General features: G+C 74.1%; 17 protein-coding genes. 8 read left to right on the top strand and 9 right to left on the bottom strand.

Features of this window, described 5'->3' with window-relative positions:
- Positions 1–42: 42 nt before the first annotated feature.
- Positions 43–2,307, top strand: a complete 2,265-nt coding sequence (locus BJP25_RS28290) for a helicase-associated domain-containing protein (protein ID WP_075978486.1) — start codon at positions 43–45, stop codon at positions 2,305–2,307.
- A 70-nt stretch (positions 2,308–2,377) separates the two neighbouring features.
- Here the strand turns inward: BJP25_RS28290 and BJP25_RS28285 are convergent, their stop codons facing one another.
- The 4 genes from BJP25_RS28285 to BJP25_RS28270 are packed head-to-tail and all read right to left on the bottom strand — an operon-like array spanning position 2,378 to position 7,373.
- A complete protein-coding gene (locus BJP25_RS28285; protein ID WP_075978065.1) occupies positions 2,378–2,983 on the bottom strand; it encodes a GTP-binding protein in 606 nt (201 codons plus the stop codon).
- Positions 2,964–3,722 (bottom strand): DUF742 domain-containing protein, encoded by a 759-nt coding sequence (locus BJP25_RS35925; RefSeq protein WP_332888646.1) that lies wholly within the window; start codon positions 3,720–3,722, stop codon positions 2,964–2,966. Before BJP25_RS35925 ends, BJP25_RS28285 begins: the two co-directional genes overlap by 20 nt.
- A gap of 49 nt (positions 3,723–3,771) precedes the next feature.
- Positions 3,772–4,197, bottom strand: coding sequence for a roadblock/LC7 domain-containing protein (locus BJP25_RS28275; protein WP_075978064.1), 426 nt, complete (start codon positions 4,195–4,197; stop codon positions 3,772–3,774).
- On the bottom strand, positions 4,194–7,373 hold the full coding sequence (locus BJP25_RS28270) for a sensor histidine kinase (protein WP_075978063.1): 3,180 nt from the start codon (positions 7,371–7,373) through the stop codon (positions 4,194–4,196). Before BJP25_RS28270 ends, BJP25_RS28275 begins: the two co-directional genes overlap by 4 nt.
- 510 nt (positions 7,374–7,883) lie before the next feature.
- Here BJP25_RS28270 and BJP25_RS28265 point away from each other — a divergent pair.
- The 4 genes from BJP25_RS28265 to BJP25_RS28250 are packed head-to-tail and all read left to right on the top strand — an operon-like array spanning position 7,884 to position 11,268.
- A complete protein-coding gene (locus BJP25_RS28265) occupies positions 7,884–8,921 on the top strand; it encodes an ABC transporter substrate-binding protein (RefSeq protein WP_084794640.1) in 1,038 nt (345 codons plus the stop codon).
- Position 8,922: 1 nt separating this feature from the next.
- Positions 8,923–9,696 carry an ABC transporter permease gene (locus BJP25_RS28260; protein WP_233158309.1) on the top strand — a complete coding sequence of 258 codons (774 nt, stop codon included), beginning with the start codon at positions 8,923–8,925 and terminating at the stop codon, positions 9,694–9,696.
- Positions 9,693–10,475, top strand: a complete 783-nt coding sequence (locus tag BJP25_RS28255) for an ABC transporter permease (RefSeq protein WP_075978062.1) — start codon at positions 9,693–9,695, stop codon at positions 10,473–10,475. The genes BJP25_RS28260 and BJP25_RS28255 overlap by 4 nt, the downstream gene beginning before the upstream one ends.
- 1 nt (position 10,476) lies before the next feature.
- A complete protein-coding gene (locus tag BJP25_RS28250; RefSeq protein ID WP_075978061.1) occupies positions 10,477–11,268 on the top strand; it encodes an ABC transporter ATP-binding protein in 792 nt (263 codons plus the stop codon).
- Between the two features lie 96 nt (positions 11,269–11,364).
- On the opposite strand, the gene BJP25_RS28245 is transcribed toward BJP25_RS28250, so the two are convergent.
- The 3 genes from BJP25_RS28245 to BJP25_RS28235 all read right to left on the bottom strand — a co-directional run bounded on the left by BJP25_RS28245 (position 11,365) and on the right by BJP25_RS28235 (position 13,383).
- Positions 11,365–12,087, bottom strand: a complete 723-nt coding sequence (locus BJP25_RS28245) for an LppU/SCO3897 family protein (RefSeq protein ID WP_075978060.1) — start codon at positions 12,085–12,087, stop codon at positions 11,365–11,367.
- Between the two features lie 133 nt (positions 12,088–12,220).
- Entirely contained in the window at positions 12,221–12,811 is a 591-nt protein-coding gene (locus BJP25_RS28240; protein ID WP_075978059.1) for an LppU/SCO3897 family protein, read from the bottom strand.
- 74 nt (positions 12,812–12,885) lie between these two features.
- A complete protein-coding gene (locus tag BJP25_RS28235) occupies positions 12,886–13,383 on the bottom strand; it encodes an LppU/SCO3897 family protein (protein ID WP_075978058.1) in 498 nt (165 codons plus the stop codon).
- A 104-nt stretch (positions 13,384–13,487) separates the two neighbouring features.
- Here BJP25_RS28235 and BJP25_RS28230 point away from each other — a divergent pair, with 104 nt between their 5' ends.
- Positions 13,488–15,149 carry a DNA repair helicase XPB gene (locus BJP25_RS28230; RefSeq protein ID WP_075978057.1) on the top strand — a complete coding sequence of 554 codons (1,662 nt, stop codon included), beginning with the start codon at positions 13,488–13,490 and terminating at the stop codon, positions 15,147–15,149.
- Positions 15,150–15,188: 39 nt separating this feature from the next.
- On the top strand, positions 15,189–15,365 hold the full coding sequence (locus BJP25_RS34435; RefSeq protein WP_158075728.1) for a hypothetical protein: 177 nt from the start codon (positions 15,189–15,191) through the stop codon (positions 15,363–15,365).
- A gap of 13 nt (positions 15,366–15,378) precedes the next feature.
- On the opposite strand, the gene BJP25_RS28225 is transcribed toward BJP25_RS34435, so the two are convergent.
- Positions 15,379–16,179 carry a serine hydrolase domain-containing protein gene (locus tag BJP25_RS28225; protein WP_075978056.1) on the bottom strand — a complete coding sequence of 267 codons (801 nt, stop codon included), beginning with the start codon at positions 16,177–16,179 and terminating at the stop codon, positions 15,379–15,381.
- A gap of 50 nt (positions 16,180–16,229) precedes the next feature.
- On the opposite strand from BJP25_RS28225, the gene BJP25_RS28220 reads away from it, so the two are divergent.
- Entirely contained in the window at positions 16,230–17,168 is a 939-nt protein-coding gene (locus tag BJP25_RS28220; RefSeq protein ID WP_075978483.1) for an o-succinylbenzoate synthase, read from the top strand.
- A 31-nt stretch (positions 17,169–17,199) separates the two neighbouring features.
- Here BJP25_RS28220 and BJP25_RS28215 read toward each other — a convergent pair whose 3' ends face one another.
- Positions 17,200–18,291 carry an XdhC family protein gene (locus BJP25_RS28215; protein ID WP_075978055.1) on the bottom strand — a complete coding sequence of 364 codons (1,092 nt, stop codon included), beginning with the start codon at positions 18,289–18,291 and terminating at the stop codon, positions 17,200–17,202.
- Positions 18,292–18,295 lie beyond the last annotated feature (4 nt).

Below are 18,295 nucleotides of genomic sequence, written 5' to 3'. Positions count from 1 at the left end.
GCCAGAGGTTACCGGAACCGCCCGCCGTATACCGTGGTCAGGGTGTCCGGCACCACGCTCACCGACTGGCTGCGCAGCAGGGACGACGAGGCGCTGGCCGCCGTCCTGCGCGCCCGCCCCGACCTGGCGACGCCCCGGCCCGCCGACACCGCCGTGCTCGCCACCCGGGCCACGACCCGGGCGTCGGTGGCCCGCGCCGCGGAGGGCCTGGACACCTTCACCCTGGCCGTGCTCGACGCGCTGCTGGCCGCCGGCGCCGACCAGGCCCCGGTGCCCGTCGCGGACCTCACCGCGCGGCTGGGCGCCACCCCCGCGCAGGTCGCCGCCGCCGTCGAGCGGATGCGCTCGCTGGCCCTGGCCTGGGGCCCGGACGACGCCGTGGCGCTGCCGCCCGCCGCCCGCGAGGCCGCGGGCCCGGCGGCCGCGCTCGGCAGGCCCAAGCCCGACCTCGACGGGGTCGACGTGCCCGGCCTGCTCGCCGGGCTGCCCGAGGACGAGCGCAAGGTGCTCGACGCGCTGGCGGGCTCGCGCCCGGTCGGGCGCACCCGCGACGCCGCCGAGGTGCTGCCGCTGGAGCGGGCGCGCACGCCGATCCAGCGGCTGCTCGCCCGCGGCCTGCTGACCAGGGTCGACGCCGAGACCGTCGAGCTGCCCGCCCAGGTGGGCGCGGCCCTGCGCGGCACCCTGGCGGGCGGCTCGGCGGTCTCGGCCGAGGAGCCCGCGCTGCGCACCACCCACCGCAAGGTGGCGCTGGTCGACTCCACCGCGGGCGGGGCGGCGCTGGAGCTGGTCCGGCGCACCGAGGCCCTGATCCGGCTGTGGTCGGCCGAGCCCGCCCCCGTGCTCAAGTCCGGCGGGCTGGGCGTGCGCGACGTCAAGCGGGTCGCCAAGGCCACCGAGCTGCCGGAGAACGAGGCGGTGCTGCTGGTGGAGGTGGCGGTGGCCGCCTCGCTGGTGGCCGACAGCGAGTCCGCGTCCTCCCCGGAGTGGGTGCCCACCCAGCACGCCGACCTGTGGCTGGCCGGGGGCCCGGCGAACCGCTGGTCGACCCTGGCCGCGGCCTGGCTGGACCTGCCCCGGCTGCCCGGCCTGGGCGGGCTGCGCGACGCCAAGGACAAGATCCTCGCCCCGCTGTCGGACGACCTGCGCCGCCCGATCGCCCCGGTGGAGCGGCTGCGGGTGCTCGACGTGCTGGCCGCCCTGCCGCCCGGCACCGCGGTCACCGACCCCGACGACGTGGCCGCCCTGCTGGCCTGGCGGGCGCCCCGGCGCGGCGGCAGGCTGCGCGACGAGGTCGTGCGCTGGGCGCTGGCGGAGGCGACCACCCTGGGGGTGGTGGCGCTCGGCGCGCTCAGCGGCCCCGGCCGGGTGCTGGTGGCCGAGGGCGCCGCCGCGGCCGCCAAGCGGATGACCGACGCGCTGCCCGAGCCGGTGGACCACGTGCTCGTGCAGGCCGACCTCACCGTCGTGGCGCCGGGCCCGCTGGAGCCGCACCTGGCCGCGCTGATCGACGAGGTGGCCGACGTGGAGTCCGCCGGGTCGGCGACGGTCTACCGGGTCAGCGAGACCTCCATCCGCCGGGCGCTGGACGCGGGCCGCTCCGCCGCGGACCTGCACGAGCTGTTCAAGACCCGCTCCAAGACCCCGGTGCCGCAGTCGCTGGAGTACCTGGTCGACGACGTGGCCCGCCGCCACGGCAGGCTGCGCGGCGGCTCCACCACCAGCTTCCTGCGCTGCGACGACCCGGCCCTGATCGCCGAGGTGCTGGCCAACCCGGTCGCCGCCGGGGCGCAGCTGCGCCGGATCGCCCCCACGGTGCTGGTGAGCCCGCTGCCGCTGCTGGAGATCCTCGACGACCTGCGCGCGGCCGGGTTCGCCCCGGTGGCCGAGGGCACCGACGGCGAGGTCGTCGACCTGCGCGCCGCGGGCAGGCGGGTGCAGGCCCCGGCCAGGGCGCTGCGCCGGGCGGTGGCCAGGACCCCCGGCCCGGAGCAGCTGCTGGACATGGTGCAGGCGATGCGCGCGGGCGACCGGGCCGCCGACAGCCGCCGGGGCCGCGCGGTCTCCGCCCGGCCCAGCGGCGCGGCGGGCACCGCCGACACCCTCGCCCTGCTCCAGGAGGCGGCCAGGGCGGGCAGGCGGGTGTGGATCGGGCTGGTCGACGCGCACGGGGTCGCCAGCCAGCGGGTCGTGGCGCCCACCAGGGTCGGCGGCGGCATCCTGGAGGGCACCGACCCCGACAGCGACGACCTGCGCCGCTTCCCGCTGCACCGCATCACCAGCGCCGCGCTGGTCGAGGAGGGCTGAACGGCGGCAGGCCCGCCCCGGGGGTCCGGGACGGGCCTGCCGCGGTCGCCCGCGGTGGCGGGGCGGGCGCTCAGCCCGCCCGCGACATCCGCTGCTGCATCGCGTGCTCGACGAGGGTGATCAGCGTCTCCTTGGTGGAGTCGCGGTCGCGCGCGTCGGTGGTCACGATCGGCACCGACGGCTCGACGGTCAGCGCGTCGCGCACGTCGTCGATGCGGTGGTGCAGCACCCGGTCGAAGCAGTTCAGCGCCACCACGTAGGGCAGGCCGCGGTCCTCGAAGAAGTCGATCGAGGCGAACGCGTCGGCCAGCCTGCGGGTGTCGACCAGCACGATCGCGCCGATCGCGCCGCGCACCAGGTCGTCCCACATGAACCAGAACCGGTGCTGGCCGGGGGTGCCGAACAGGTACAGGATCAGGTCGGAGTCCAGCGAGACGCGGCCGAAGTCCATGGCGACCGTGGTGGTGACCTTGTTCGGGGTCGACGACAGGTCGTCGACGTCGACCGACGCCTCGGTCATGACGGCCTCGGTGGTCAGCGGGACGATCTCGGAGACGGACCCGACCAGGGTCGTCTTGCCGACGCCGAACCCGCCCGCGACGACGATCTTCGCCGAGGTGGTCGGCTGCGGGGCCGCGCCGCGCGCGCTGAGGGGACTAGAGCCTGCGGAGCCCACTGAGCACCCTTTCCATGAATTCGATCGACGGCCGGTCGCCCACGACCATGCCGCTCTGGTGGATCGAGACCAGGCCCATGCCCGCCATGTCGCCGATGAGCACCCGCGCGACGCCCAGCGGCAGCCGCAGGTGGGCGGCGACCTCGGCGACCGAGCGGGTGTCCAGGCACAGCCCGCAGATGGACCGGTGCTCCGGGCGGACCGCGGCATCGGGGACCCGCCCGCGCTCACTGGTGGAGACCAGGGCCTCGATCGCCAGATCGTAGTCGGAGCGGGTGCGCCCCCCCGTCTTGGTGTACGGGCGGACCAGCGAACCGGTCTCGTGCGGTGCCGGGTCGTGGAAGCCGTGGCCGCCGACGCCGACGCCGTCGAAGCGCGGCTCGGCGCGGCCGTCGTCGGCGAAGGGCTGGTAGCCGTCGTCGGCGTAGTCCTCGGCGCCGTAGTCCTCGTCGCCGTAGCCGTCGCCGCGGTACCCGTCGTCGGCGTAGCCCTCGGCGTAGGCCGACAGGGCGCGGTCGACCTGGTGGTCGGGCTGGTGCCCGGACAGCTCGGCCACGGCCGGGATCTCCTTGGAGTCCCAGTCGCTCTGCGCCGGGATGCCCGCGTCGCTGCCCGGGTCGCCGTAGAGGGTGGCGCTGGGCCCGCCGAAGAGCCTGGCCCGGAACCCGTCGATGTCGAACCGGTTCGGCGGTTCACCGAATTCGGTGTCGGAGAGGTTCTCCCACCCGCGCTCGGTCATGTCCGTCAGCCTCCGCTCGGCACTCATCGCCTGATCACCCTCGACGCCACTACCTGCGCTGCGAGCCCTGCAGCTGCGCGCGCAGCTCGGGGGTCATCTGCTGGCCGACCCGCTCGACGAGCAGCGTCATCTCGTAGGCGACCAGGCCGATGTCGCAGTTCGGGGCGGCCAGCACCGCCAGGCACGAGCCGTCCGAGATCGACATCAGGAACAGGTACCCGCGGTCCATCTCGACCACGGTCTGGTTGACCCCGCCCGCCTCGAAGCAGCGCGCGGCGCCCGCGGTCAGGCTCACCAGGCCGGACGCGACGGCGGAGAGCTGCTCGGCGCGGTCGCGCGGCAGGCCCTGCGAGCCCGCCAGCAGCAGGCCGTCCGCGGACACCACCACGGCGTGCGCGGCGCCGGGCACCTGGCGGACGAAATCGGTGATGAGCCAGCCGAAGCTGCCGGGCTGGTGAACGGACGCGGTCGTCACTCCTGCTCCTCGTCTTGGCGGCCCTCTGCGGAACCGGTCTGGTCTCCAGGGTAGGCGTCGACGAGGGCGTGCCGCCCCCGCCTCACCCCTTGCTGGAAGCTGGCCATGCGCCCGCGGACGGCGTCCGCGGTGCGGGGCGGGAGCTGAGGGGCCGCGGTGCGCTGCTCAGCGGCCTCCTCCCGTGGTGCGGCCGATCCCGGGACCAGGTGCGCCTTCGGGACCCGCTTGGGCAGCCCGGCGCTGGTCATCGCGTCGGCGCTGGTGTCGAGCAGTGCCTTGGCCCGCTGCCAGCCGTCGTCGCCGGGCGACTGCCAGGCGGCGGCGCGGGCGGCGGAGACCTCCTCGGCCGCGACCCGCTCCGGCTCGGCGGCGGGCCGCTGGTCGTCCTCGGCGGGACCGGGCTCGGCCTCGCCCTGGTCGCGCCCGTCCGGCTCGCCCCCGGCCAGCGGGTGCGGGCTGGAGGTCGAGTCCGACGCCTCGAACCACTGCGACAGGACCGCCTCGTAGATGGGCAGCCGCTCGGTGGGGGCGTCGAGGGACCGGTCGGGCTGCGGCCGCTCCGGCGCGCCCCCGGTCCGCGGGGTGAACGGCGAGTACGGGTCGAACCCGCCGTCGCCGAAGCCGTTGATGTGGCCGTTGGCCGGGGCGTAGTGCTCCTCGGCGGCGGTGTCGCCCGCCTCGTCGGCCTCGACCGGGGTGGCGGAGGCGAACAGGTCGTAGCCGCTGTCGGTCAGGCCGCCGTCCGGGGTGCCCGCGGGCTCCTCCAGCGGTTCGTCGGCGTAGTCGCCCGCTCGGTCATCGTCGCGGTCGTCGCGGTCGTCGCCGGGGGCCCGGTCGTCGGCGCCGTCGCCGTCGGCGGCGAAGGGGCTGAACGGGCCGCCGGAGAAGTCGAAGCCGTGGCCGTTGAGCTTGGCCGCCACCTCGGCGGGGTCGGCGGGCGGGCCCCAGCCGCCGGTGTCCTCGATGCCGCCCGCGCCGCCCCACTGCGGCTCGAAGGCGGGGAACCCGGCCAGGTCGTCGGCGGAGCGCTCGACCGGGGACTCGGCGAGGATGCCGCCCTCCGAGCGCGGGCCCGCCGCGGCGCCGCCGCGACCGCCGCCGCCGAAGGCGCCCGCGATGCCGCTGGCCTTGACCGCGGTGTCGCCGAGGCCCGGGGTCTGCTGGATGGTGCTGGTGTGCCCGGAGCCGCTGGTGACCAGGGCGGCGGGGACGGTGATGCGGGCGATCAGGCCGCCCTCGATGTCCTCGTTGTCGCGCAGCCGCACCTTGATGTCGTGCCGCTTGGCCAGCCGGGCGACCACGTACAGGCCCATCCGCCTGGTGACCGCGACGTCGAGGTCGGGCGGGTCGGCCAGCCGGGAGTTGGTCTGCTCGATCTCGTCGGCGGTCATGCCGACGCCGGAGTCGGTGATCTGGATGGCCAGTTCCTTCTTGCGGGTGGTGGCCATCCGCACGTAGACCTTCTTCTCCGGCTCGGAGAAGGAGGTCGCGTTGTCCAGCAGCTCCGCGATCAGGTGCACCAGGTCGGACACCGCGCGGCCCTGCACGGAGATCTCCGGGGCGGAGAGCACCTCGATGCGGGCGTACTGCTCGACCTCGGAGACCGCCGCGCCGACGACCTCGGCGGCGGGCACCGGCCGCGACAGCTGGCGGGACAGGCCGGAGCCGGAGAGCACCAGCAGCGACTCGGAGTTGCGCCGCATCCGGGTGGCCAGGTGGTCCAGCTCGAACAGGCTGGCCAGCTGGTCGGGGTCCTGCTCGTCCTGCTCCAGCCGGTCGATGAGGGACAGCTGGCGCTCGACCAGGGTCTGCGACCGGCGGGAGAGGTTGACGAAGATCGAGTTGATGTTGTCGCGCAGCAGCGCCTGCTCGGTCGCCATCCGGACCGCCTGGTCGTGCACCGCGTCGAAGGAGCGGGCCAGCTGCCCGGTCTCCTCCCTGGTGAACACCGGCACCGGGTCGACGGCGGACTTCGAGGCCTCCACCGGGTCGGGGTCGGCCAGGATGCGCTGCACCGTCTCCGGCAGCCGCCGGTTCGCCACGTCCAGCGCGTCGCGGCGCAGCACGCGCAGCGGCACCAGCAGCGAGCGGGCGACCAGGACGGTGACGCCGAGCGCGGCCAGGATGGCCAGCAGCACGATGGCCGCGTCGCGCCAGGCCTTGAACGCCGCGTCCGAGGCCAGCGAGTCCGCGGTCTGGCGCAGCTTGTCCAGCAGCACCCGCTCGACCTTGCGCATGGAGTCCGCGGTGACCCGCGCGTCGTTGACCAGGTCCGCGACCGGGATGGCCAGCGGGCGGCCCGCGTCGGCGTTGTTCAGCGCGCCCTGGGCGATGCCCTCGCGGCCGTCGACCTCCTTGCCGGAGAAGGTGTCGGCGAAGAACTGCTGCTCGGTGGAGTCGGCGTTGGAGCGGAAGTTGGCGATCGCGGCGTTGTAGGAGGCCTCGGCGGCGCGCGCCTGGTCCTGCATGCCCGAGGGGAACGCGTCGCGCGCCGCGGCGATCATGAGGATGGCGTTCTGCCTGCTCAGGAACTCCTTGGCCTGCACGATGCCGAGCGAGGCAGCGCCCAGCCGGGAGATCTCGGGCTGGCCGAGGGTGGAGGTGAACTCCGCCCCCGCCGACAGCACGGTCTCCAGCAGCGAGGTGTAGGCGCCGTAGACGGCGACGTCGGGGTAGGCGCTCGACAGCGCCGCCTCGCGGACGGCGCCGACCGCGCCGAGCCTGCTGGTGAGGTTGCCCAGCAGCGGGCCGTTGGGGGTGTCGGTGCCGCTCGCGGCCTGCTGGAGGCGGTTGAGGCCGCTGTCGGTGGCGGTCATCTGCGCGCGCATCTGGGCGGTGTCGCCCTGGCGCCCGGCGGCGACGTAGGACACCACGAGGCTGCGCTCGTTCTGCAGGTCGTGCACCAGCGACACCACGTCGAGGGTGGCCGAGATGCTGGTGGAGGCGTCGCCGAAGGTGCCCGCCCGCTCCAGCTCGCCCGCCGCGCGCAGCACGCCGAGGGCGATCGCGGTGAGGATGGGGACCAGCAGGACGGCGATCAGCTTGGTGCGCAGCCGCCAGTTGCGCAGCCGCCAGCGCGAGCCGCCCTCGACGATCTTGCGACCGGAGCTCCTCGCCTTGGCCGCCGCGCCCGCCTCTACCTCGGACGCGGTGGGCCCACCGCTGTGGTCGGGCACTGCCAGCACTCTCCCTGCACTTGAACCGCCCGTCGAGGTGGGGCCCCGATCCGGACACGCACCACAGCACGAGGACGCGGCCGTGCGGCCCGCGGTCTCCGTGCTGCCGCGCTGAGCGTACTCCTGGCTGTGCGCACAGAAGGTAGCGAAGTCTGGGGCGGGACGTAACCCTTCCAGGGCATCGTCACCGGACGTGATGATCACCAGTGGCGGACGTTATCGCACCAGGGTGAAGTAAACGCGGTTTACCGTAGGGGGGTTATCACCCGTATGGACCAGTCAATTCGGGTAACGCCGAAAACCTGCTACGGACAGTAAAACCCAGGTCAGGGCGGGTCTGTGATTCGTCCGTACGGGGCAACAGGTGTACCCGATTCAGTGAGAGAGTTCACCGCACGACATCCTGTGCGCACTCATTGTGACCCGCATGCCAAGTCTCTACAGTGCGACTCGGTGTCCAGGGGCAAAGAGCCGCCCCCCATCCCCACGCTCCTACGAGGAGAGGCTGCAATGCTTCGAGGCAACACCCGCGGACGGGCCCGTGCCCGCCTGCCCATCGCCGCCCTGGCGATGACCCTGCTCGCCACCCTGAGCGGCTGCGGCCTGCTCGGCGGCGACGACGCCGGGAGCACGGCAGCGCCGCAGGGCACCGGCGCGGTCGAGAAGGCCAAGATCAAGGTGGGTGTGCTGCCGGTCGTCGACGTGGCGCCGTTCTACCTGGCCGTCGAGCAGGGCTACTTCAAGGAGCAGGGCCTCGACGTCGAGCCGGTCGTGATGGGCTCGGGCCCCGCGGCGATCAGCGGCATCCTCAACGGCGACCTGGACATCGCCTTCGCCTCCTACCCCGCGCCGCTGCTCGCGCAGAGCAAGCGGGTGGCCGACTTCAAGATCGTCGCCGACGCGCTGGCCGCCAAGCCGGGCCACCTGGTCGTGGTGTCGCCGCCGAACTCGACGATGAAGAAGCCGTCGGACGCCCCCGGCCGCAAGATCGCCATCACCGCGAAGAACTCGATGACCGACCTGGCCCCGATGTCGGTGCTCAAGACCCAGGGCGTCGACTACACCCAGGTCAACTGGATCGAGATGCCGTTCCCGAACATGATCACCGCGATGCAGAACGGCGAGGTCGACGGCGCCGTCGTCGTCGAGCCGTGGGTGACCGTGGCGGAGAAGCAGCTGGGCGCGACCCCGGTGTTCGACGGCGCCTCCGGCCCGACCGCGGAGATCCCGATGTCGGGCTACGTGGCCATCAGCGGCAACGGCAAGTTCGCCACCACCAGCCCGAACACCATCGCGGCGTTCCAGCGCGGCCTGGCCAGGGCGCAGTCGCAGGCCACCGACCGGCCGAAGATGGAGGAGATGTTCGTCAAGTACGCCAAGGTCGACCCGCAGACGGCGAAGCTGGTCACCATCTCCACCTACTCGACCTCGCTGGAGGCCAACCGCATCCAGCGCGTCGCGAACCTGATGACCGAGTTCGGGGTGATCAAGGGCGAGCTCGACGTGTCCACCATGATCCCCAACACGGGCGCCACCGCCGGTAGCTGACGTGCGGTTCGGTTCGCGGTTCACCGCCGGGCTGGCCGGGCTGGCGGGCCTCTTCCTCGTCTGGGAAGCGGTCAGCCGGTCCGGCCTGGTCCCGGAGAACTACCTGCGCCCCCCGTCGGTCGTGCTGGTGACCCTGGTGCGGCTGCTCGGCGACGCCGACTTCCTGCGTGCGCTGGTCGCCACCGCGCTGGCCACGCTGATCTCGGTGGTGCTGGCCACCGCGATCGCGGTGCCCGCGGGGCTCGTGCTCGGCAGCGCCGCGGTCGTGCGCCGCGCGGTCATGGCGCTGGTGGAGTTCCTGCGGCCGATCCCCTCGGTCGCGCTCATCCCGCTGGCCCTGCTGACCTTCGGCACCGGCCCGGACACCAAGATCGTGCTGGCCGTCTTCGGCGGGGTCTGGCCGATCCTGTTCAACACCGTCTACGCCCTCGACGAGCTCGACCCGCTGCACGTGCAGACCGCGCGCGCCTTCGGGGTGGGCAGGCTGGGCGTGCTGGGCCGGGTGGCGCTGCCGAGCGCGGCGCCGTTCGTGCTCACCGGGGTGCGGCTGAGCACCGCCATCGCGCTGGCGGTGGTGGTCAGCGTCGAGCTGTTCTCCGGCGGCACCATCGGCCTCGGCCAGACGATCATGGAAGCCAGCCAGGGGGCGGCGGAGATGGACGTGGTGCTCGCGGGCACCGTGCTGGCGGGCGTGCTCGGCTACGCGGCCAACGCGGGGCTGGAGAAGCTCAACGACCGGCTCTTCGCCTGGAACGCGCGCGGGGGTGGGCGGTGAACCTGCTCAAGGGCGCCGCCCAGCGCTGGGTCGTGTTCGTGGTCGCGGTGCTGCTGTGGGAGCTGGCCACCCGGGCCGCCGACGACGTGTTCTTCCCGCCGCCGAGCACCATCGCCGAGGCCGCGGGCGGGCTGTGGTTCTCCCCGCTGTTCGGCGAGCACGTGGTGCCGGGGGTGGGCCGGATGCTGCTGGGCTTCCTGCTCTCCGGGGTGCTCGGGGTGGCGCTGGGCATCGCGCTCGGCCGCTCGCCGCTGGCGATGGCCCTGCTCGGGCCGGTGTTCACCTTCATGCGCTCGATCCCGCCGCCGCTGCTGGTGCCGTTCTTCGCCGCCACCATCGGCGTCACCTCCATGCAGCTGCCCACCATCGTCTTCGGCGCGGTGTGGCCGGTGCTGCTCAACACCGTCGACGGCGCCCGCTCGGTGGACGCCACCAAGGTCGACACGGCCAGGGCGTTCCGGCTGTCGCGGGCGCAGTGGCTGCTGGGCGTGGTGCTGCCCGCCGCGCTGCCGAAGGTCTTCGCGGGCCTGCGGCTGAGCCTGTCCATCGCGCTGATCCTGATGGTGGTCTCGGAGCTGGTCGGCTCCGAGGACGGCATCGGCAACCAGCTGCTCACCGCCCAGCGCGACTACGACCTGCCGACGATGTGGGCCTGGATCGTGCTGCTCGGCGTCCTGGGCTACCTGTTCAACACGCTGCTCCTGCTGGCCGAGCGCCGGGCCCTGGCCTGGCAGCCCCGGCACTCGCTGGAAGCACAGACCCTCGCCACCGGAGGCTGACGTGAGCACCATGCTGGAGGTCACCGACCTCGGCCACACCTACCCGGGCAAGGACGGCCCGCACACCGCGATCGACGCCCTGGGCTTCACCGTCGCCGCGGGCGAGCTGGTGTGCGTGGTGGGCCCGTCCGGCTGCGGCAAGTCGACCCTGCTGCGCACCATCGCGGGCCTGGTCACCCCGAGCCGGGGCCGGGTCAGCCTGCACGGCACCCCGGTCGACGGCGTGCCCGCCGACCTGGCGGTGGTGTTCCAGGACTACAGCCGGTCGCTGTTCCCGTGGCTGTCGGTGCAGAAGAACGTGGAGTTCCCGCTGCGGTCGCTGCCGCGCGCCGAGCGGGCCGCCCGGGCCGCGGAGGCGCTGACCTCGGTGGGCCTGGAGGGGGCCGGGCGCAAGTACCCCTGGCAGCTCTCCGGCGGCATGCAGCAGCGGGTGGCCATCGCCCGCGCGCTGGCCTACCGCCCGGCGCTGCTGCTGATGGACGAGCCGTTCGCCTCGGTCGACGCCCAGACCCGGTTCGAGCTGGAGGACCTGCTGCTGCGGGTGCGCCGCGAGCAGGACACCACCGTCCTGCTGGTCACCCACGACATCGACGAGAGCGTCTACCTGGCCGACCGGGTGCTGGTGCTGTCGAAGTCGCCCGCGACGGTGGTGGCGCAGCTGCCGGTGGAGCTGGGCGCCGAGCGCGACCAGATCACCACCCGGGCCAGCGACGAGTTCGTCGAGCTGCGCGCGAAGGTGGCGGGCCTGCTCCAGGGCACCCCCGCCCCCGCGGCGGAGCCCGCCACGCGCTGACCCCACAGGTAGCGCCGAACCCCAGGCAGCCCAGAACTCCAGACAGCGCAGCGCCCCCGTCCCGGTCGTCCAGGGCGGGGGCGCTGCGCTGCGGGGTCAGGAGGCGAGCTTGACGCACATGACCTTGGCGGGCTCGGTGTAGGCCAGGGCGCCGGTGACGTCGGCGACCTCGGCGCAGGCCTGCTCGTCGCTCTGGCCGGTGATCACGTCGAGCACGGTGACCTGGGGGTTGCTCGCGCAGTCGACCTTGCGCGCCTTCTCCGGGGAGTCCAGGTCGTTGAAGCACTCGCCCTTCTCGGCGTTGAGCGCCAGGCACAGGGTGAACCCGGAGCTGCCGCGGCCGCGGGCGGAGTAGGTCTCGTACGCGCCGCCGCTGCACGTGGCGTAGCCGGAGTCCTGCTTCTTCGCCACGACGTAGACGGCCTCGTCGGTGCCGCAGTCCACGGTGTCGATCTTCGCGTCGTCGGTGCTGGCGTCGACGACCTTGATGCACTCGCCCACGTCCGCCCCGGTCGGGGCGAAGATCACCTGGCGGAGCACGGCGAACCCGACGGCCACCACGATCGCCACGCCGATGCCGACCAGCGCGCGCAGCACCTTCTTCGGCTTCTTCTGCTGCGGCTGCTCACCCGGCGGCGGCATCGGGACGGGCGCGCCCTGCGGGGCGGGCGGCTGCTGGCCCTGGTCGAAGGGGGGCTGCCCCTGCGGCGGGTACACCGGCTGACCCTGCGGCGGGTGCTGCGGCAGCCCCTGGGGCGGGTACGGCTGACCCTGGGGCGGCGGCATGGGCGGACCCGCGGGCGGCTGGGGGTTGGTCATCGTGCACCTCTGAACTCTCGCTGAACGGGGGCAGCTCCCACCGGAGCTACCGCGCGTAGCGGAATTTAGCGGGCGACACCGACAACCGAGGTGGTTTTGGACCAACCGCCACCCGGCCGTGACGACAACCGGCTCAGGGCTTGGCGCCGCAGATGGTGCGGGGCGGGGCGGTGTAGAACTGGACCGGCTCGCCGCCCTCGGCGCAGTCGGCGGCCGGGTCGCCGTCGACCACCGCCGTGACGCGCACGGCGGCGCCCGCGCAGTCGACCCTGGCGATGCGGTCGGAGGGGCCCGCCAGGTCGGTGAAGCAGTCGCCCACCCGGGTGTTGAGCACCAGGCAGAGCGAGAAGTCCGAGGACCGGCCGCCCTCGGCGTAGCGCACGTAGTTGCCGCGCGGGCAGGTCGCCGCGGACGAGTCGAGCCGCTCGGCCACCTGGAACACCGCGCGCGGGTCGGCGCAGTCCAGGGGGTCGACGTCGGCGTCGGAGACGCTGGTCACCACCACGCAGTCGCCCGGCTCGGCCCCGGCGGCGCCGAAGAGCACCGGGCGCAGCCCGAAGAACGCCACCAGGGCCACCGCCGCGACGACCCCGGCCACCAGCGCGAGCCGCTTGCGCCGCGCCGGGTCGACCACCGGCTCCTCGTCGACCTCCGCCAGCCGCACCGGCAGCTCCAGCCCGATGGGCGGGGTCGGCGGGTCCTGCGGCTGCTGCGGGTTCGACATCGGTGGCACCCCTGCGGCTGGAGGAGGTTGAGCATCGCACCTTATCCCGGTGCGGGCGGGCCGGGATACGTGCGTCAGGGGGCTTGCACGCAGAAGACGACGGGCGGTTCGCGGTAGTCCAGGCCGTTGCCGCCGGGGCAGGCGCCCGCGTCCGTGGCGCCCTGCCGCACCTCGGTGACCCGGAAGGCGTCGTCGGCGGCGCAGTCGGACAGCACCAGGGAGCGGTTCTCGTCGTCGGGGGCGTAGCAGCGGCCCGCCTTGAAGTTCGGCATGAGGCAGTAGTGCTGCCCGGCGGAGGTCAGCTCGCGGTACACCCCGTCCGGGCACCCCGGCGCGCCGCCGGTGGAGACGACGGTGAAGGAGGCGCCGTCGTCGTCGCAGTCCAGCGCGGTCAGCTCGGCGTCCGCCGCGGCCCCGCTCACCGCCGCGCACCCGCCCGCGGCCAGCGACGGCTCGCCCACCGAGAACAGCCGCATGAGCAGGAACGCCACCACGAACACGGCCGCGGTGCTCGCCGCCACCGCCCAGCCCGGCAAGCGCTTGCGCGCCGGTCGCTCCCCCTCGTCAGCCACGGCGCCACGGTAGTGGACGGGACTAAGCTGCCCACCTGCGGTGTTTGGCAGACTGGATCCCCCCGCGGGTCCACCGCCCACCCCGAGCGAGGAGCGAGCACACCGTGACCGACGGTCCGCTGATCGTGCAGTCCGACAAGACGCTGCTGCTGGAGGTCGACCACGAGCGCTCGGGCGAGGCGCGGATCGCCATCGCGCCGTTCGCCGAGCTGGAGCGGGCCCCCGAGCACGTGCACACCTACCGCATCACCCCGCTGGCGCTGTGGAACGCGCGCGCCGCGGGCCACGACGCCGAGCAGGTGGTCGACGCGCTGTCGACCTACTCCCGCTACCCGGTGCCGCAGCCGCTGCTGATCGACATCGTCGACACCATGGGCCGGTTCGGGCGGCTGACCCTGCAGAACAGCCCCGCCCACGGGCTGACGATGGTCTCCCACGACCGCGCGGTGCTGGAGGAGGTGCTGCGCAACAAGAAGATCAACCCCATGCTGGGCGCGCGCATCGACGACGACACCGTGGTCGTGCACCCCAGCGAGCGCGGGCGGCTCAAGCAGGTGCTGCTCAAGGTCGGCTGGCCCGCCGAGGACCAGGCGGGCTACGTCGACGGTGAGGCGCACCCGATCGCGCTGGCCGAGGACGGCTGGCAGCTGCGCGACTACCAGCGGCTGGCCGCCGAGTCGTTCTGGGCGGGCGGCTCCGGGGTGGTCGTGCTGCCCTGCGGCGCGGGCAAGACCCTCGTCGGCGCGGCGGCGATGGCCAAGGCCGAGGCCACCACGCTGATCCTGGTCACCAACACCGTCTCCGGGCGGCAGTGGAAGCGCGAGCTGGTGGCGCGCACGTCGCTGACCGAGGACGAGATCGGGGAGTACTCCGGCGAGCGCAAGGAGATCCGCCCGGTCACCATCGCCACCTACCAGGTGATCACCCGCAAGTCCGGGGGCGAGTACAAGCACCTGGAGCTGTTCGACTCCCGAGACTGGGGCCTGGTCGTCTACGACGAAGTGCACCTGCTGCCCGCCCCGGTGTTCCGGATGACCGCCGACCTGCAGTCCCGGCGCCGCCTCGGGCTCACCGCGACCCTGGTGCGCGAGGACGGCCGCGAGGGCGACGTGTTCTCCCTCATCGGCCCCAAGCGCTACGACGTGCCCTGGCGCGACATCGAGGAGCAGGGCTGGATCGCCCCGGCCGAGTGCACCGAGGTGCGGGTGACGCTCACCGACAACGAGCGGTTGCAGTACGCGGTGGCCGAGCCGGAGGAGCGCTACAAGCTGTGCTCCACCGCGGCGACGAAGGTCCCGGTGGTCAAGCGGATCCTGGAGCGCCACCCCGGCGAGCCCACCCTGGTCATCGGCGCCTACCTCGACCAGCTCGACGAGCTGGGCGCGGCGCTGGACTGCCCGGTGATCCAGGGGTCGACCAAGAACAAGGAGCGCGAGGAGCTGTTCGACCGGTTCCGCACCGGCGAGCTGCGCACCCTGGTCGTGTCCAAGGTCGCCAACTTCTCCATCGACCTGCCGGAGGCCTCGGTCGCCATCCAGGTCAGCGGCACCTTCGGCTCCCGGCAGGAGGAGGCGCAGCGGCTCGGCCGGATCCTGCGCCCCAAGGGCGACGGGCGGCAGGCGCACTTCTACTCGGTGGTCTCCCGCGACACCCTCGACACCGACTACGCCGCGCACCGGCAGCGGTTCCTGGCCGAGCAGGGCTACGCCTACCGCATCTGCGACGCCGACGACCTGCTGGGCCCGCCGCTGCCCGAGGTCGGCTGAGCCGGGTTCGGCGGCGGCGGGCCCGGGTACCCCCGGGGCATGAGCGACGCAGTGGACCTCAGCAAGCACGACACCGACGGCCACCTCGCCGAGCACAGCAAGCAGACGATCGAGGAGGCCAAGGAGCTGGCGGAGGAGGCGGTGGGCCGCCACGCCGTCGAGCCCGACCCGGCCCCGGAGTCCGACGGCCCGCCGCGCCCCGGCACGCCGGGCTGATCGGGTCCGGTCCTCAGCGGTGGTCGGCGAGGACCTGGTCGCTGAACGGCGGCCAGGCCTCGACCGCCCACGGCCCGAACTGCCGGTCGGTCAGCGCCACGCAGGCCAGCCCGGCCTCCGGGTCGACCCACAGGAAGGTCCCGGACTGCCCGAAGTGGCCGAAGGTGCGGGCGGAGTTGGCCGTGCCCGTCCAGTGCGGCGACTTGCCGTCGCGCAGCTCGAACCCCAGGCCCCAGTCGTTCGGCTTCTGCATGCCGTAGCCGGGCAGCACGCCGTTGAGCCCGGGGAACACCACCGAGGTGGCCTCCGCGAACAGCTCGCGGCTCACCAGCGTGGGGTTCTGCAACTCCCCCGCGAACACCGCGAGGTCACCGCACGTCGAGACGGCCCCGGCCCCGGCGTGCCCCTCCAGCGCCGTCGACGCCATGCCTAGCGGCTTCAGCACGCCCTCGGCCAGGTAGTCCGCGAAGCCGATGCCGGAGGACTCCGCCACGGTGTCCGCGAGCACCTGGAACCCCGCGTTGGAGTAGATGCGCCGCGTGCCGGGGGCGGCCTGCACGTCGGTGGAGTCGAACGCGTAGCCCGCGGTGTGCGCGATGAGGTGGCGGACGGTGGCCCCCTCCGGGCCCGCGGGCTGGTCCCACTCGACCGCGCCCTCCTCCACCGCGACGAGCACGGCGTAGGCGGACAGCAGCTTGGTCACCGAGGCCAGCCGGTAGCCGCGCTCCTGGTCGCCGGAGCTGTCCACCACGTCCCCGCCGCGCACCACCGCCGCCGCGGCGTTCTCCACCGGCCAGTCCTCGATCAACCGCATGCCCGCAGCGTACTGAGCCGCGCGCCCCGGGGACGGGCAGGATGACGGGGGTGCAGGTCTACGCCATCCCCATGCGAACGCGCTTCCGCGGCATCACCACCCGCGAGGGGCTGCTCCTCGACGGGCCCGCGGGGTGGGGTGAGTTCTGCCCCTTCCTCGACTACGACGACGCCGAGTCGGTGCCCTGGCTGCTCAGCGCGCTGGAGGCCGCCCAGGTGGGCTGGCCCGAGCCGGTGCGCGACCGGGTGCCGGTGAACTGCACGGTGCCGGTGGTCCCCCCGCAGCGGGCGCTGGAGATCGTCGCGGCCTCGGGCTGCACCACGGCGAAGGTGAAGGTCGCGGACCCGGGGTCGACGCTCGCGGAGGACGCCGACCGGGTCGCGGCGGTGCGCGAGGCGCTGGGGCCGGGCGGGCTGATCCGCGTGGACGCCAACGCCGCCTGGGACGTGGACGCGGCGGTGCCCGCCATCCAGGCGCTGGAGAAGGCCGCGGGCGGCCTGGAGTACGTCGAGCAGCCGTGCCCCGCGGTCGAGGACCTCGCCGCGGTGCGCCGCCGGGTGTCGGTGCCGATCGCGGCCGACGAGTCGATCCGGCGGGCCGAGGACCCGATGAAGGTCGCGGTCGCGGGGGCGGCGGACATCGCCGTGCTCAAGGTGGCGCCGCTGGGCGGGGTGCGCCGGGCGCTCGCCGTGGCCGAGGCGTGCGGGCTGCCGTGCGTGGTGTCGTCGGCGGTGGAGAGCAGCGTGGGGCTCGCCGCCGGGCTGGCGCTGGCGGGCGCGCTGCCGTCGCTGGAGCACGCCTGCGGGCTGGCCACGACGTCGCTGCTGACCGCGGACAACACCTCGTCGCCGCTGGTGGTCGAGGGCGGCACGATGGCCGTGCCGCGCCGCGCGCCCGTGCCGGACACCCTGGTCGAGGCCGACGCCGAGACCACCGCCGCGTGGTTGGCCCGCTACCTGCGCGTGAGCTCGCTGGCCCAGCAGCGCTGACGATCAGTGGCTGACGATCAGTGGCTGACGATCAGTGGATGCGGCCCGCGCCGTCGCTGAGCCTGGCGCCGTCGCGGCCCCACCGGCGGGCGATGACCTCCGCGGCGATCGACACCGCCGTCTCCTCCGGGGTCCTGGCGCCCAGGTCGAGCCCGATCGGGGAGGACAGCCCGGCCAGCTCGCGGTCGGTGAGCCCGGCCGCGCGCAGCCGGGCGATGCGGTCGTCGTGGGTGCGGCGCGACCCCATCGCCCCGACGAACCCCAGCCCGCCGCGCAACGCCACCTCCAGCAGGGGGACGTCGAACTTGGGGTCGTGGGTCAGCACGGTCACCACCGTGCGCCCGTCCACCCGCCCCGCCGCCAGCTCGGCGGCCAGGTAGCGGTGCGGCCAGTCCACGACGACCTCGTGCGCCTCGGGGAAGCGGGTGGTCGTGGCGAACACCGGCCGGGCGTCGCAGACGGTCACCCGGTAGCCCAGGTAGGCGCCCATCCTGGCCATCGCGGCGGCGAAGTCGATCGCGCCGAAGACCAGCATCCGCGCGGGCGGCTCGAACGACCGCACGAACACCGACAGCCCCTCGCCCCGCCGCTCGCCATCCGGGCCGTAGTGCAGGGTGGCGTCGCGGCCCGCCGCCAGCAGGCCCCGGGCGTCGTCGACCACCGCCGCGTCGACGCGGGCGCTGCCGGTGCCGCCGGTGTGCCCGCCGGGGGTGATCACCAGGCGCTCGCCCAGCAGGGTCGGGTGCTCGACGACCACCGCCGCGGCCACCGGCTCCTCCGCCGCCACCAGCCCCGCCACCGGCGCCCAGTCGCCGTCCACCCGCTCGACGAACACGTCGATGATCCCGCCGCAGGTCAGGCCCACCGAGAGGGCGTCGTCGTCGCTCACCCCGTAGCGGCGAAGCACCGGCACCCCGGTGGCCAGGACATCCAGTGCCACCGCGTGCACGTCGCCCTCCACGCAGCCGCCGGAGACGCTGCCGACGACCGCGCCGTCAGCGGTGACCAGCATGGCCGCGCCGGGCGGTCGGGGGGCGGAGGCGAAGGTGGCCACGACCGTCGCCATGGCCACCGGTTCGCCCGCCGCCCGCAGGCGGGTCAGCTCGTCGAGGACGTCGCGCACCGCA

Source organism: Actinokineospora bangkokensis (assembly GCF_001940455.1).
Classification (GTDB): Bacteria; Actinomycetota; Actinomycetes; order Mycobacteriales; family Pseudonocardiaceae; genus Actinokineospora; species Actinokineospora bangkokensis.
The sequence above is the reverse complement of the archived record's forward strand: the minus strand, read 5'-3'. Positions and strand labels throughout refer to the sequence as shown.